Origin of the sequence: Amycolatopsis sp. NPDC051102 (genome assembly GCF_040682815.1) — a bacterium.
Classification (GTDB): domain Bacteria; phylum Actinomycetota; class Actinomycetes; order Mycobacteriales; family Pseudonocardiaceae; genus Amycolatopsis.
In genome coordinates, this window is the sequence record NZ_JBFBBT010000017.1 from 49,337 (window position 1) to 63,587 (window position 14,251).

General features: G+C 69.9%; 12 protein-coding genes. 8 read left to right on the forward strand and 4 right to left on the reverse strand.

Translation table 11 applies throughout. From position 1 onward, the window contains the following. The first annotated feature begins 4 nt into the window (after positions 1–4). From AB0M93_RS34725 to mdlC, 7 genes are all read left to right on the forward strand, one after another. Complete coding sequence (locus AB0M93_RS34725; RefSeq protein WP_364281692.1) at positions 5–682, forward strand: copper homeostasis protein CutC; 678 nt, start codon at positions 5–7, stop codon at positions 680–682. 418 nt (positions 683–1,100) lie between these two features. Continuing rightward, a complete protein-coding gene (locus AB0M93_RS34730) occupies positions 1,101–1,313 on the forward strand; it encodes a hypothetical protein (RefSeq protein ID WP_364281694.1) in 213 nt (70 codons plus the stop codon). A gap of 44 nt (positions 1,314–1,357) precedes the next feature. Then, positions 1,358–2,320 carry a hypothetical protein gene (locus AB0M93_RS34735; RefSeq protein ID WP_364281697.1) on the forward strand — a complete coding sequence of 321 codons (963 nt, stop codon included), beginning with the start codon at positions 1,358–1,360 and terminating at the stop codon, positions 2,318–2,320. 168 nt (positions 2,321–2,488) lie between these two features. Further along, positions 2,489–4,138, forward strand: a complete 1,650-nt coding sequence (locus AB0M93_RS34740) for a S53 family peptidase (protein ID WP_364281700.1) — start codon at positions 2,489–2,491, stop codon at positions 4,136–4,138. An 81-nt stretch (positions 4,139–4,219) separates the two neighbouring features. Beyond that, entirely contained in the window at positions 4,220–5,071 is an 852-nt protein-coding gene (locus AB0M93_RS34745) for a helix-turn-helix transcriptional regulator (RefSeq protein WP_364281703.1), read from the forward strand. Then, positions 5,071–5,229, forward strand: coding sequence for a DUF397 domain-containing protein (locus tag AB0M93_RS34750; RefSeq protein ID WP_364281706.1), 159 nt, complete (start codon positions 5,071–5,073; stop codon positions 5,227–5,229). The genes AB0M93_RS34745 and AB0M93_RS34750 overlap by 1 nt, the downstream gene beginning before the upstream one ends. 9 nt (positions 5,230–5,238) lie before the next feature. Beyond that, positions 5,239–6,825 (forward strand): benzoylformate decarboxylase, encoded by a 1,587-nt coding sequence (gene mdlC, locus AB0M93_RS34755; RefSeq protein ID WP_364281709.1) that lies wholly within the window; start codon positions 5,239–5,241, stop codon positions 6,823–6,825. 71 nt (positions 6,826–6,896) lie between these two features. Here the strand turns inward: mdlC and AB0M93_RS34760 are convergent, their stop codons facing one another. Genes AB0M93_RS34760 through AB0M93_RS34775 form a run of 4 tightly spaced genes read right to left on the reverse strand, consistent with a single transcriptional unit; the run spans position 6,897 to position 10,388 of the window. Next, positions 6,897–7,757, reverse strand: coding sequence for an ABC transporter ATP-binding protein (locus AB0M93_RS34760; protein ID WP_364281712.1), 861 nt, complete (start codon positions 7,755–7,757; stop codon positions 6,897–6,899). A 21-nt stretch (positions 7,758–7,778) separates the two neighbouring features. Further along, on the reverse strand, positions 7,779–8,612 hold the full coding sequence (locus AB0M93_RS34765; protein WP_364281714.1) for an ABC transporter permease: 834 nt from the start codon (positions 8,610–8,612) through the stop codon (positions 7,779–7,781). Continuing rightward, on the reverse strand, positions 8,609–9,379 hold the full coding sequence (locus AB0M93_RS34770; RefSeq protein ID WP_364281716.1) for an ABC transporter permease: 771 nt from the start codon (positions 9,377–9,379) through the stop codon (positions 8,609–8,611). The genes AB0M93_RS34765 and AB0M93_RS34770 overlap by 4 nt, the downstream gene beginning before the upstream one ends. A gap of 1 nt (position 9,380) precedes the next feature. Continuing rightward, a complete protein-coding gene (locus tag AB0M93_RS34775) occupies positions 9,381–10,388 on the reverse strand; it encodes an ABC transporter substrate-binding protein (protein ID WP_364281719.1) in 1,008 nt (335 codons plus the stop codon). Positions 10,389–11,110: 722 nt separating this feature from the next. On the opposite strand from AB0M93_RS34775, the gene AB0M93_RS34780 reads away from it, so the two are divergent. Continuing rightward, the gene (locus tag AB0M93_RS34780) at positions 11,111–14,251 is read left to right on the forward strand and encodes a nitrate- and nitrite sensing domain-containing protein (protein ID WP_364281722.1); all 3,141 of its coding nucleotides are present in this window, start codon (positions 11,111–11,113) and stop codon (positions 14,249–14,251) included.

The following is a 14,251-nucleotide window of genomic DNA, read 5'->3' on the forward strand; positions in this document are numbered from 1 at the left end:
AGGCATGAGCTCGAAAACGCCCCTGCTGGAAGTGATCGCGCTGGACGCGGCGGACGCCGAAAGCGCGCAGGCGGGTGGAGCGGACCGCCTCGAACTGGTTGCGGACATGGCGCAGGACGGCCTGACGCCGTCCCTCGAGACCCTGCGTGACGTGCTTTCGGCGACCGACCTCCCGGTGCGGGTCATGCTGCGGGACAACGGTTCCTTCGCCGTCGGGGACCTCGAAGGGCTGCGCGCGGACACCGGCCGCCTGATCGACGCGGGTGCCCGCGAGTTCGTCTTCGGCTTCCTCACCGTCGACAGCGAGATCGACCTCGACGCCTGTGAGGTGCTGATCAAGGAGGTCGGCGACCTGCCCTGGACGTTCCACCGGGCCATCGACCGCACCCGCGACCCGCTGCGCGCCTACGACCAGCTGGCGTCGCTCGGTTGTGACACCGTGCTCGCCGCCGGCCACCCCAACGGCGTGGGCAGCGGGCTTTCCGTGCTGCAGCGGCTCGCGCAGCGCGAGAGCGGGCCGGAACTGCTCGTGGGCGGCGGCCTGCGCGCCCAGCAGGTCCACCTCTTGCGCGCGGGCGGGGTGCGCGGGTTCCATGTCGGGAGCGCGGTGCGGCCGGGTGGCTGGCAGGCGCCGGTCGACGCCGCCGCGGTGCGCACCTGGGTCGAACTCGTCAAATCCTGATCGACTCCGCCGACCGTCCGGAACATCGGCGGGATAAAACGATTTCCGCCGATGTTTTCGCGTTCTCGCGGCCGCCTTGAACCGGGCAGCCGGAATTGCGTCCGTCCTGTGCAGAGTCGCGTCCGGAACTGCGCGTGCGACTGCACAAGCAGTTCGAGTTATGACCTGGTTGGTGGCTGATTTCGAGGCGATCGGCTGGCTACGGTGGTCCCGCATTTCGCGATCCGGGCGATCTACAGTAATCGATCTGCAGTGCAGGAGGCGTCGCCGTGTGCGCGCGTATTCAGTTCGAGAACTCGTTGCGTGGACAACAGGAAGCCAGGAGTTCGGCCATTCGGTGGGTTTCGCTCGCCTTGGAGTGGTTGATTCCTCGCGAGTGTCGCCCGAGCGTATCCGCGGTGAGCCGGAAGGCGGAATCGTGACCGGCACGATACCGCGGCAACGCGGAACCGAAACCTCCGAAGACGATTTCGCGAAACTGGGGCTCGGCGGCTCCCTCGCCCTGACCGGGCTGCTGGCCGTCGTCAAGATCGCGGAAACCGCCACGGGCGTGGTGCTGACCGCCACCGGGGTGCTGCCCGGTGCCAGTCCCTCGAAGGAGCGGGCTCCGGCCTGGCCTGGCGGGGAATGAGCGGAGCTGCCCGATCGGCAGCTCTCTACGGACGGAGGGCTGCCATGACCGGCAGTGGAGGACGGGACGAACGGCAGGGCACGCGGGTGGGTCTCGCCGACGCGCGCCGGCTCGAAGACGTCGTCGCCGAGCTCAGGGCGCTGGACTACCGCTACGGCGGTGGCTCGTGCCGGGTGGCCGTGGAGTCGCGGCTGCCCGCCGCCGCGGCCCAGCTGGACAGCGTGACGAAGGCCGTGGTCAAGGCGCGGCTCTACACCGCCGTCGCCGACCTGTACAACCTGGCCGGCTGGACGAACTTCGACCAGGACCGCCCGGGCGCCGCGCTGGCGGCGTTCGCGCGGGCGCTGGAGCTGGCCGTCGAAGCGGGCAACGACGACCTGCAGGCCAACATCCGGTACCGCGTCGGCCGGCTGCACCTGCACTACGACGCCGTCGACGCGGCGCTGGTGGAGTTCGCGCGCGGCCGGGAAGCGGCGTTGCTGGCCCACTCCAAGCTCGCGCAGGCGATCCTGTCGGCCAACCAGGCGTGGGCGTACGCCAAGAAGGCCGACGTCACCGGTGCGCTGTCCTACCTGCGCCGCGCCCGCGAGGAGTTCGCGGAGGCCGCGGGCCGGGAGCCGTCGCCGTGGGCCGCGTTCTTCGGGCCGGCCGACATGGCGGCGATGATCGGGACGGTGCACGGCGAACTGGCCCAGGTGGTCGACGTCCGCCACGGCCGCGACGGCATCCCCGCCCTCGCCGAGGCGATCGAGGGCTACCCGCGGGGCATGACGCGCAGCCGCTCGCTGACGTTGATCTGGCTGGCCACCGTGCACGCGCTCGATGGTGATCTCGACGTCGCCGCCACCGTCGGCGAGGAGGCGGTCGAGCTGGCCGGCGCGCTGCGGTCGCCGCGGGTGCGGCAGCGGCTGCACCCGCTTTCGGCGGCCGCCGGCCGGTTCTCCGGCAACGCGGACGCGCGGGAGATCGTGGATCGCATCGACGATCTCCGGCATTCCGGACGATAATCGAATGATCATGCAAAGGTAAACAATTCTAAAAATGAAAATGGGATCCCGTCGAAGACCGGCCAAAAGTAGGTTCCTCGACGTGATCACGTCTTCTTATGCTTCTCGGCAACCTGCGGCGAGCATTCCGCGCAGGCCCGGTCCCCACCGCCGAGAGGAAATTCCCCCATGCGCTTGCGCAAGCTCGTCGCGGCCGCTGTGCCGCTGCCTGCGTTGCTCGGCCTCGCCGTGGCCGTGCCGGCCGCCGCCGCGCCGGAACCGCTGGTCACGCTGGCTGACAACGTCGCCCCGCTGGTCAACAGCGACCGCACCGGCGAGGTCCCGGCCGACCGGCCGATCACCGCGGCGGTCTCCCTGAAACTGCACAACCAGCAGGCGCTGGAAAAGTTCCTCGCCGACGTGCAGAACCCCGCTTCGCCGCAATATCACCACTTCCTGAGCCCGGCGCAGTTCAATGCCGAGTTCGGCCCGACCCAGGCCGACGTCGACAAGGTCGTCTCATTCCTCGGGAAATCGGGTGCCACCGGGATCGAGGTTTCCGGAAACCGGCAGGCGGTCACGTTCACCGGCTCGGCGGCCCGGCTGGAATCGGCGTTCCGCACCCGGATCGGGACCTACCACGACAAGGTGTCCGGCCGGGACTTCTTCGCCAACGACGCCGCGCCGGCCGTGCCCGCGGGCGTGTCGGACGTCGTGGGCAACGTCGTCGGCCTCGACAACCACGCCGTGCGGACGCATTCGGCCAAGCCGCTCGCCCAGCCGAACGTCGTCAAGTCCGTGACACCGCCGGTGCTCAAGACCGCCTACGGCACCAGCGGCCTGTCGGCGACCGGCCAGGGCGTGAACGTCGGTTTCGTCGAATTCGACGGCTACCAGAAGTCCAACATCACCAGGTACGACAGCACGTACGGCCTTTCCGCGGGTTCGCTGACGACGGTCGGCGTCAGCGGCGCGAACTACGACTCCTCGCCGGGCGACGGCCAGATCGAGGTCGAGCTCGACATCGAGGTCGTGCACGCACTGGCGGCGGCGGCCAACGACTACGTCTACGAAGCACCGAACTCCAGCGCCGGCGAACTGGCGATGTACCAGAAGATCGCCTCGGACGCGAAGGTCAACGTCGTCTCGATCTCCTGGGGTGCCTGCGAAGCGGCGGAGGGATCGAGCGCGGCGAAGAGCGTCAGCAGCGCGATCGCGACCGGCACGGCGGAGGGCATCTCGTACTTCGCGGCGGCCGGCGACGACGGCACGACGGACTGCTACCGCCAGACGGGATCGGCGGCGCGCGGCGTGGACTTCCCGGCGTCGAGCCCGAACGTGACGGGCGTCGGCGGCACGAAGCTGACGGTGACGTCGTCCAACGGCTACAGCAGCGAGACGACGTGGAACGACGGCAGCAGCGGCGGTTCGACGGGCGGCGGCATCTCGACGGTGTTCACGGCCCCGTCGTGGCAGTCGTCGCAGAGCACGACGTACCGCAAGGTCCCGGACGTCTCGGCGGACGCCTCCCCGACGTCGGGTTACTACGTCTACAGCGCGGGCAGCTGGGGAACGGTGGGCGGAACGTCGGGCGCGGCCCCGCTGTGGGCAGCGTTCGCGACGCTGCAGAACCAGGTCCACGGCGGCGGGCTGGGCAACCTGAACCCGAAGTTCTACTCGATCGGGAACGGGACGTCGTACGGGACGGGCTTCCACGACGTGACGACGGGCAACAACACCCTGCACGGGACGACCGGGTTCAGCGCCGGGACGGGGTATGACCAGGTCACGGGCTGGGGTTCGTTCAAGGCGAGCGGCCTGTCCGGCCTGATCGGCTGAGTGTGGTGGACCGGGGCCGTCGCGAGTTCGCGACGGCCCCGGTTTCCCGGTTTGGTCGGTGCCCGGTGACAGAATGCGTACATGGCAGTACTGGTAGCGACACCGAGGTCCCGCGCGCTGGGCTTCGGCCTCCGGACGGCGAGAGAGACGCGCAATCTGGGCGTGCGCGAACTCGCCCGGATGGCGAAGGTGGCGGCGCAGAACCTCTCGCACTGGGAGAGCGGGACTCGCGTGCCCAAGATCGAGCAGGTGGCGCTGCTGCTCGGGGCGTTGCGGGTGGATCCGGTGGAGCGGAAGCGGTTGCTGGAGCTGGCGAGCAACGCTCGCGAGCCCAACTGGCTCGAGCACAGCGTTCCCGGGATCTCACCGAGGCTCTCGGCCTTCATCGAGTACGAGCGCACGGCCTCGGCGATCTTCGCGTGGGAGCCGCTGCTGATCCCCGGGCTGCTGCAGACCCCGGAATACGCTTGGGCGATCCTCGGCACCGGCGGTCGGCGGCGGGCGGAGGAGGAGCTGCGGCTGAGGCTGAAGGTTCGCCTGCTGCGGCAGGAGGTTTTGACCGGTCGCGACCCTTCTCCCTACACCGTGTTCCTCGCCGAGCCCGTGATCCGGCAGCGCCTCGGCGGCCGCGAGATCATGCTTCCGCAGCTGAGGCACCTCGCCGAGCTGGCCGCTCGGCGGAACATCAGCCTGCGGGTTCTGCCCGAGACCGAGGAGTTTCACCCCGGCCTCAACGGTTCTTTCGTCATCTTCGACTACGCCGACCTGCCTCCGATCGTCTTCGTGGAGCAGTACCGTGGCAGCGCCTACCTCTACGATGAGCAGCAGGTGGCCGATTACCGGGCGGCCCAGCGGGCGATGGCGGCACTGGCCCTGAGTGAGCAGGAATCCTGCGCGCTCCTCGGGGAGGTGATCGCCGACTTGGAGGCGTGATGTGGCATAAGTCCAGCTATAGCGGCAGCGAAGAGAACTGTGTCGAGGTCAAGCTCGGGCCGGTGTCGCAGATCCGCGACACCAAGGACCGCTCCGGGGGCTCTCTCACCGTCGGTTCGGCCGCTTGGCGGGCTTTCCTTCGCAAGGCTAAGCGTTAACCTGTCCGCATGATCAAGCGCACGGTGCTGGACGCCACCCGTGAACTCCTCCGCGAACTCGGTCTCACCACGGTGTTCGGCAATCCCGGCACCACCGAGGTGCCGTTCCTCACCGACTGGCCCGACGACTTCGACTACGTCCTTGGCCTGCAGGAATCCGCCGTCGTCGCGATGGCCGATGCCTATGCCCAGGCCACCCGGCGGGCCGTGCTCGTCAACCTGCACTCCGCCGGTGGGGTCGGGCACGGGCTCGGCAGCCTCTTCAACGCCTACCGGAACCGGACGCCGATGATCATCGTCGCCGGGCAGCAGATCCGGTCGCTCATCCCGCACGAACCCTTCCTCGGGGCCATGGATGCGCCCGAATTCCCCAAGCCCTACGTCAAGTGGTCGGTCGAGCCCGCCTGCGCCGAGGACGTCCCGGCCGCGCTCGCCCGGGCTTACCACGTCGCGACCCAGGCGCCGTCCGGGCCCGTTTTCGTGTCCGTTCCCGCCGATGACTGGACCGCCGCCACCGAACGGCCCATCGTCTCGCGCCCGCGGATCCGGGGGTTCGCGCCCGATCCCGAGGCCGTCGACGAGCTCAAGGCCGCTCTCGAAGCCGCCGAACGGCCGGCGATCGTCGTCGGGGGTGCCGTCGACCAGGACGGGGCCGTCCCCGAAACCGTTGCGCTTGCCGAACGGCTCAACGCCGCCGTGTGGGTTGCGCCGATGTCCTTCCGGTGCTCGTTCCCCGAGGACCACCCGCTGTTCCAGGGGTTCCTCGACCCCGAACGCGGTGCCGTCGCCGATGCCCTTGCGCCGCACGATCTCGTCGTCGTGCTCGGCGCGCCCGCCTTCACCTACCACGTCGACCGCGGGCGCGGGGAAGCTCCGCTGCCGCCGCTGTTCATCGTCAGCGACGACGAGCAGGTCCTCGCGCGTGCCTTCGAAGGCACCGGCATCCGGGCCACGCCGAAGCTGGGGATCCGGGCTCTGCTCGACGTCGTCGAGCAGAGCAGCCGGCCCGCGCCGGCGCCGCGGAAGCGGCCCGCCAAGCCCAGCGGTGACGCGCTCACCGGCGAGTTCGTCTATTCGACGCTCGCGGACCTGTTGCCGGACAACGCCTTGGTCGTCGAGGAGACGCCCAGCCACCGCGGGATCCTGCACGACCACCTGCCGATCACGGCCACCGACACCGGGTTCCTGACGATGGCCAGCGGCACGCTCGGCTACGGCGTCCCCGGCGCGGTCGGCGCCGCGCTCGCCCGGCCGGACCGCAAGGTCGTCGGCGTCATCGGCGACGGCTCGAGCATGTACGGCATCCAGGCGCTCTGGACGGCGGCGCGCCAGGAACTGCCGGTCACGTTCGTCATCATGGACAACTCCGAGTACGCGGCCGTTCGCATCCTCGGCGACGCGATCGGCGGCGAGAAGCTGCCGGGCACCGAACTGGGCGGCATCGGCTTCGCGGCCCTGGCGGAGAGCATGGGCTGTCACGGCGTGACGATCACCGAGCCGGCGGAGCTGGTCCCCGGCCTGACGGCGGCCCTGGCCGACCCGCGGCCGACGCTGGTGCACGTCCGGGTCGTCGCGTCGACGAAGTCCCTGTACTGACGCCTCGTGAGTGGTAAGGCGAGTTCTAACTCGCCTTACCACTCACGACAAGCCGCGGCAGGGCACTGCAGCTAGTTCGCGGCCCGGCTTTCCGTGACGTCCGAAGACCGCTCGGCCAGGTCCCACTCGGCGGCGTCGGACGCGGCCGTGGCCGCCTCCGCCGGGGTGCCGCCGTGCAGCAGCCGCGCCACTTCGCCGCGCAGCGTCACGAACTCCGCCGATTCGCGCGTGGTGATCTGGTCCCGCGCGGCGGGCAGGCCGACGGGCAGGTCCGCCACGATCGACGCCGGCGACTTCGACAGCACCAGCACCCGGTCGGACAGGTAGACGCTCTCGTCGATGTCGTGCGTGACGACCAGGATCGTGCTGCCCTGTTCGCGCTGCACGCGCCGGGTCAGGTCCTCGAGCTCGAACCGCGTCTGGGCGTCGACCGAGGCGAACGGCTCGTCCATCAGCAGCAGCGCCGGGCGGCTGGCCAGCGCGCGGGCGATCGACACCCGCTGCTGCATGCCGCCGGACAGCTGCCACGGGTACTTGCCGCCGACGCCGGACAGCCCGACCTGCTCCAGCGCTTCGGCCGCCCGCGAACGCCGTTCCGCGCGGGAGATCGGCCGCCACCGCAACGGGAATTCGACGTTCTTCTGCACCGAAAGCCACGGGAACAGCGACCGGCTGTAGTCCTGGAACACGACGGCGAGGTCGTCGGGCACGCCCGAGACCCGGTCGCCGTGCAGGCTCACCGTGCCCTTGGTCGACGGGGTGAGCCCGGCGATGCAGCGCAGCAGCGTGGACTTCCCGCAGCCGGACGGGCCCACGATGCTGGCCAGCTGCCCGGCCTCGACGGTGAACGACAGGTCGTTGACCGCGGTGTGTGCCTTCGCGCCGCTGCCGTAAGTGTGACTGAGGCCGGACACTTCGAGCATGGTTGCCATGGGGAGAGGCCTTTCCGAGCGTCAGTCGCGGCCGAGACGGGCCGGCTGCCAGGCCAGCACCCGCCGTTCCGCGGCCAGGAAGATCGTGTTGAAGACGTAGCCGAGGATGCCCAGCAGCACCAGCCACGACCACATGGTCGGGAAGTCGAAGTCCTGCTGGGCGTTCAGCAGTGACCGGCCGATGCCGTTGTAGGCGCCGACCAGTTCGGACACGACCATCAGCAGCAGCGAGATCGACAGGCTCACCCGCATCCCGGCGAAGATCTTCGGCGCCGCCGCCGGCAGCACCACCATGCCGACCCAGTACCGCTTGGGCGTGCGGAACGAACGGGCCGTCTCCACCTTCACCTGGTCGACCGAGCGGACGCCGTCGACGGTGTTGAGCAGCACCGGCCACACCGCACCGAAGATGATCGACCCGATCTGCATGCCCGAGCTCAGCCCGAACAGCACCGCGAACACCGGGATCAGCGTGGGCGGCGGGATCGAGCGGAAGAACGCGAACAGCGGGCCGACGTAGTCCATCGCCGTCCGGGACCGGCCGATCAGCACGCCGAGGACGATGCCGACGACGGCCGCCAGCGCCCAGCCGCCGAGCGTCCGGGCGAGGCTGGGGACCACGTTGTCGAACACCGCGGCGGTGAGGAACAGGTGGGACGCCGGCCCGGTGAACCACAGCTTGGCCGCGGTGACCGCGATCTCCGACGGCGGGGGGAAGAACTTGCTGCCGCCGGCCCGGGCGGCGAACTCCCAGCCGACCACCAGGACCGCGAACAGCAGCCAGTTGCGCACGACCGCGGTGGCACCGCGCGCGGCGCGCCTGCCGACCCGGCCGGACAGAGTCGCCGCGGTCATGCGATCGCCTCCCGGTCCACGGTGCTCCAGCGGAACAGCCGCTTGCCGAGCTGTTCGAGTCCCTCGTTGATCAGGTAGCCCAGCGTCCCGGCGACCACCGTGCCGGCCAGTACCAGGTCGAACCGGGTCGAACCGGTGCTGGCGACGATGATGAAGCTGCCGAGACCGACCTGGGAACCGGCCAGGAACTCGACGCTGACGACGGCGATCAGCGAGATGGTCGCCGACAGCCGGACGCCGGTGAAGACGAACGGCGCGGTCTGCGGCAGCGCGACCGACGTGAGGATGCGGAACCGGCTCGTCCCGCACGCACGGGCGGTCTCCATCAGCACCGGGTCGATCTCGCCCATGCCGTAGATCGTGTTGAACATGATCGGCCACAGCGAGGCGTAGACGGCGAGGGTGATCTTCGCGTCGGGCCCGGAGCCGATCACCAGCAGCACCAGGGGGACCAGCGCGGTGACCGGGATCGGCCGGAGGAACTCCACGATCGCGGCGGTGGCCGAGCGCAGCGCCGGGATGCTGCCCAGCAGCAGCCCGGCGGGGACGCCGATGGCGATCGCGATGACGATGGCGATCAGCCAGGCCAGCATGGTGGCGACGACGTCGCGGAGGAATTCGGGGTCGCCCAGCAGGTGCCCGACGGTGACCAGGACGACGCTCGGCGGCGGGGTGAACGTCCTGCTGACCAGGCCGACCTGGACGACGACCTCCCACAACAGGAGGAAGCCGACCAGACCGGCCAGGCCGCGAAGCAGTTTCTTCACGTCAGCTGGTCGCCTGCGGGGCGATCATCGGCGCGGCGTCGACCTTGCTGGTGATGACGCCCATCTGCAGCAGCAGGTCGGGCACCCGCTGCAGGCGCCGGGCGTCCAGCGTGGAGCCGTACCCGGGCAGGGTGAGCAGCTTGGCCGTGTCCTCGTCGATCTTCGCGTACTTGACCAGCAGCGGCTCGACCTTCGACCGGTCGTTGATCGCGTCGCCGGTGGCCTTCTTCATCGCCCGCTGGAACGCCGCGAGGGTCTTCGGGTTCGCCTGCACCCACTTCGTCATCGCGCCGTAGCCGGTCAGGGGGAAGTCCTGGCTGGCACCGGTGTTGATGTCGATGACCGGCGTCGCGCCGACGGTCTTCGCCGCCTGCGAGAGCATCGGCTCCGGCATGTAGGCCGCGTCCACTTGGTTGTCCTTCAGCGCCGCCGCCATGTTCGGCAGCGGGACCAGGGTCCACTGGACCCCGTTGAAGTCGACGCCGTGGTCCTTCATGACGGACTTGGTGAGGATGTCGGACGCGGTGTTCTTGGCCGTGATCGCGATCCGCTTGCCGGCCAGGTCGTTGACCGTCTTCACGTTCGAGGTCGGCACGGTGACGATGGCGTTGCTCTTCGCGTTGACGGACGTGCCGTCGGCCACGAGCTGGATGTCCGCGGCGCCCTTGCTCTTGGCGATGAAGAACGGCGTGTACGTCGAGAGGGCGATGTCGGCCTCGCCGGAGATCGCTTTCTGCATCGACTCCTGGCCGCTCTTGGCGACGATCTGCTCGACCTCGAGACCCTCGGCCTTGAAGTAGCCGCCGTCCTGGGCGAGCCAGAAGGGACCGAGGTCCGTGGTCGGCATGATCGAGACCTTGATCTTCGACTTCTCCAGGCCGCCCCCGTTCGACGAGGCGTTCGAGCTGTCCGAGCCGAGCGCACTGCAGCCGGTGAGGGCCGTGGCGGCTGCGACGGTGAGGGCGAGCCCGAGCGCGGCGCGGCGAGTGCGAACCCGGCCACTGCTCATGGCGTTTCCAAGCAAGGCCTGCTCCTTGAAGAAAAGTGACGGTTGGGGAACCGATTTCAGTGGAAGTGCGTGACTCATTCTCGGAACCACGCGGGCCACTGTAGAGAACGTGACAGCTTGCTCACAATGGGTGGAATCACTACCGGATAGAGTGGCGCACGTCACTCTCGCGGCCTCTGGTCTAGACCCACTGCTCCACTCGCCGTAACGGTTCACCCAGCGTAGGGGGCAGGTTCGGAATCGGGGATGACCAGCTGTGTGTCGGCTGAGCGAACGCTGTGCAACATCGAGCGGGTCGAGTCGGGAGGGTTACATCTTCCCCGGGCGTTCGCTACCCTCTGCACCTGCGGGGAGGTAACAACCTCCGATGTAGTGAGAGAGAGTGCCTGGATGGCCGAGCCAACCGACCTTCGGTTTACCAGGGCAGGCTGTGCTTTTCCTGAGAGAAACTTCCCCGCACTGGCCACAGCCCGGCCGGCGACAGCCGCCGCGCCGGTGGGCTAGGCCGGACCAACAGACGATGCAACACCAGCGCAGGGACCCGACCGTGATGCTCGAGCTGAACCGATTCCGTCCGGCCGGACGGGGTTCAGGTACCCCCAGTGCCGACACTGGAGACGATCTTTTCACCCGTACGGGTAGCGTCTCGCGCTGGGCTCCTTCCGATCGGCCGGAGCGCCGGAGCGCCGGGAGCGTGCAGACGAGTGACTGAGGAGAACGCGATGCGCCCTGGCGGGCGCTGGACCGACCAGGGCTTCACGAGCACGAACGATGATGGTGGTGCGGCGGTGCCGAACGAAGACACCGCGGGGGTGGGAGGGGCCCCTGCGCAGTCACCCGGTGAGAGTCCGGGCAGGAAGGCCGGGTTCTTCTCCGGCATGCGCGACTGGCGGCTGCGTTCCAAGCTGGCCGCCGTCCTGATCATCCCGACGTTGACCGCGCTCGCGCTGGGGGCGCTGCGCGTGGTCGACGACGCCCGGGAGGCGGCCGAGTTCCAGCGCACCGCCGACCAGGTGGCGTTCGCCGTCAAGGTCACCACAGTGGTGCACGAGCTGCAGAACGAGCGCTCCCTCGCCGTCGCGCGGATCGCGTCGAACAACCCGCTGCTGCAGACCGGCCTGGACGCGCAGATCGCCAAGGTCGACCGCGAGGTCTCGGACCTGCGCAACGCGGCGGGCACCCTCCAGTACGACGACCAGGCGACGAAGGACCGCTACACGCGCGGTCTCCAGCGCCTCGACGCGCTGCGTCCGCTGCGGGCGGCGTTCAACGCCCAGAACGGCCTGCCCGACATCACGGTGCTGACCGCCTACTCGGGCGTCCTCGACTCGCTCATCGAGCTCGGCCGCGAGGTGACCACCGCGGTCACCGACCGGGAGGTGCTGCGCCTCGGCACGAGCACGCAGGCGATCAGCGAGGCGAAGGAGTTCACCACCCGCGCCGACGCCCAGCTGCAGATCGCCGCGTTCCGCGGCGTCTTCCCCGGCGACCTCCTGGACCAGACGCACGCGTCGGCCTCCAGCGCGGACGCCTCCGTCGCGGCGTTCCTCGCGAACGCCGACGACGACCAGCGCCAGCTCTACAACGACACCTACTCCGGCCCGGAGGTCGACGACCGCCGCCGGATCCAGACCAACGCGTTCTCGCTGGCCCAGCAGAACGACCCGCCGAGCATCGACACCACCGCGCTCGGCAAGGACAGCACCGTGTCGGCCGACAAGCTGCACGCGGTCGAGTCGAACCTGCTGGCCCAGCTGAAGACGACCGCCGACGACCGCGCCACGCAGGCGGTCAACTCGGCCTGGCTCGGCGGTGCCGGCGTGCTCGCCGCGCTGGCCGCCGCGATCGCGCTGATGCTCGTCGTCGCCCGCCTGATGCTGCGCCCGCTGCGGATCCTGCGGAAGAGCGCGCTGGACGTCGCCTACACCCGGCTGCCGGAAACCGTGCAGGCGATCCTCGACGACCCGGACCCGGTCGGCGCCTCGAAGAAGGCCGTCCAGCCGGTGCCCGTCACCTCCCGCGACGAGATCGGCGAGGTCGCGCGGTCGTTCGACATCGTCCACGAACAGGCCGTCAAGATGGCCGCCGAGCAGGCCCTCCTGCGCGAGAACGTCAACGGCATCTTCGTGAACCTCTCCCGGCGGTCGCAGCGGCTGGTGGAACGCCAGCTCGGCGTCATCGACCGCCTCGAGGCCGACGAGCAGGACCCGGACCACTTGGCCAGCCTGTTCGAGCTCGACCACCTCGCGACGCGGCTGCGGCGCAACGGTGAGTCGCTGCTGGTGCTCTCCGGCGCCGGCCTGGCGAAGTCGGTGCCCAAGCCGGTGCCCGCCGCCGACGTCATCGGCGCCGCGGTGTCGGAGATCGAGCAGTACGCCCGGATCGAGGTCGGCATCGTGCCCGACGTCGCGGTCCAGGGCCTGGCGATCCACGACCTCGTGCACGTCCTCGCCGAGCTGCTGGACAACGCGACCTACTTCTCCGAGCCGGAGACGAAGGTCATCGTCCGGGCCGTGGTGACCCGCCGCAAGGCGCTGGCCATCCAGGTCACCGACCACGGTGTCGGCATGAGCGAGGAGCGCCTGGCCGAAGTCAACGCGCGCTTGGCCGACCCGCCGGACCTGGACGTGTCGGTGACCCGGCGAATGGGTCTGTACGTGGTTTCGCGGCTGGCCAAGCGCCACGGCATCGAGGTCCGGCTGCGTGAGAACGAGGACATCGAGGGCGGCGTCATCGCCCGCGTCGTCGTCCCGGCCGAGCTGCTGACCCAGCTCCGCCCGGGCATGCAGCGGCAGACCCCGCCGCCGGCGAACCGCTCCGAGACGTCGATGTCGATGCCGAGCATCCCGATCCCGGCGGCCCGGTCCGACTTCGACCAGACGCAGACGTTCGCGCAGACGCCTCCGCCGCCGTCGGCACCACCGCCACCTCCGCCGCCACCGGTGCACGAACCCGTGCCCAACCAGGGCGGCCTGGTGCCGCTCGACCAGCCGATCAGCCTGGACGACCTGGTCAGCGGCGGCCGCGCGGCGGGCCCGTTCCTGTCGCCGGAGCTGCCGAAGCCCGAGCCGCCGGCCTGGCCGACCGCCGAGGACCTGGCGCCGCTGACGCCGTCGGCGAACGGCGACGGCGCCAGCTCGCGGGCCGGTGACACCCAGTTCGCGCCGCTGGTGCTGCCCAAGCGCGAGCCGAAGTTCGTCCCGCCCGAGGAGCCGCCCCCGGCGCCGCCGCCCGTCCCCGAGGTCGGTTCGTCGGCCCTCGAAGACGATGTACCCACCCGGCGGTTGCCGATCTACCAGTCGGTGCTGTCACGCTGGTTCAGTGAGGGCGACGACTCGGCTGCCGACCCGGTGGCACCGCAGAGCGAGGGCGACGACCCGAACCTGCCGCCGCTCACCGGCTCCCCCGAGCCGGCCGCCCGGGTCGAACCGGCCGAGCGGCCCCGCGACGAGCTGCAGCCGACCGCCGCGACCCGGCACCCGCTCCTCCCGCCCGACGACGGCTGGCACAGTGCCTCCGACGACGGCTGGCAGGCGGCGCAGTCGCTGCTGGAGGCGAAGAACGAGGAGATCACCCCGGCCGGGCTGCCGAAGCGCGTCCCGAACGCCTACCTGGTGCCGGGGTCGATCAGCAGTCCTTCGGCCGACGCACCGCCGCAGAACAGCTTCGCGGACAACACCGCGGGGATGCCCGGAACGGGTGCGATCACCCGCTCGGCGTCCGCGGCGCGGAGCCGGATGGCAAGCTTCCAGCGGGGCTACACCTCGGGACGGCATGCGTTGAAGGAACTCCCGGGCGAAGAACAGCTGGAAACCAGCAGGGTTCCGGGGCGTGGCAACACCACAGACAGCAGTGAGGAGTGA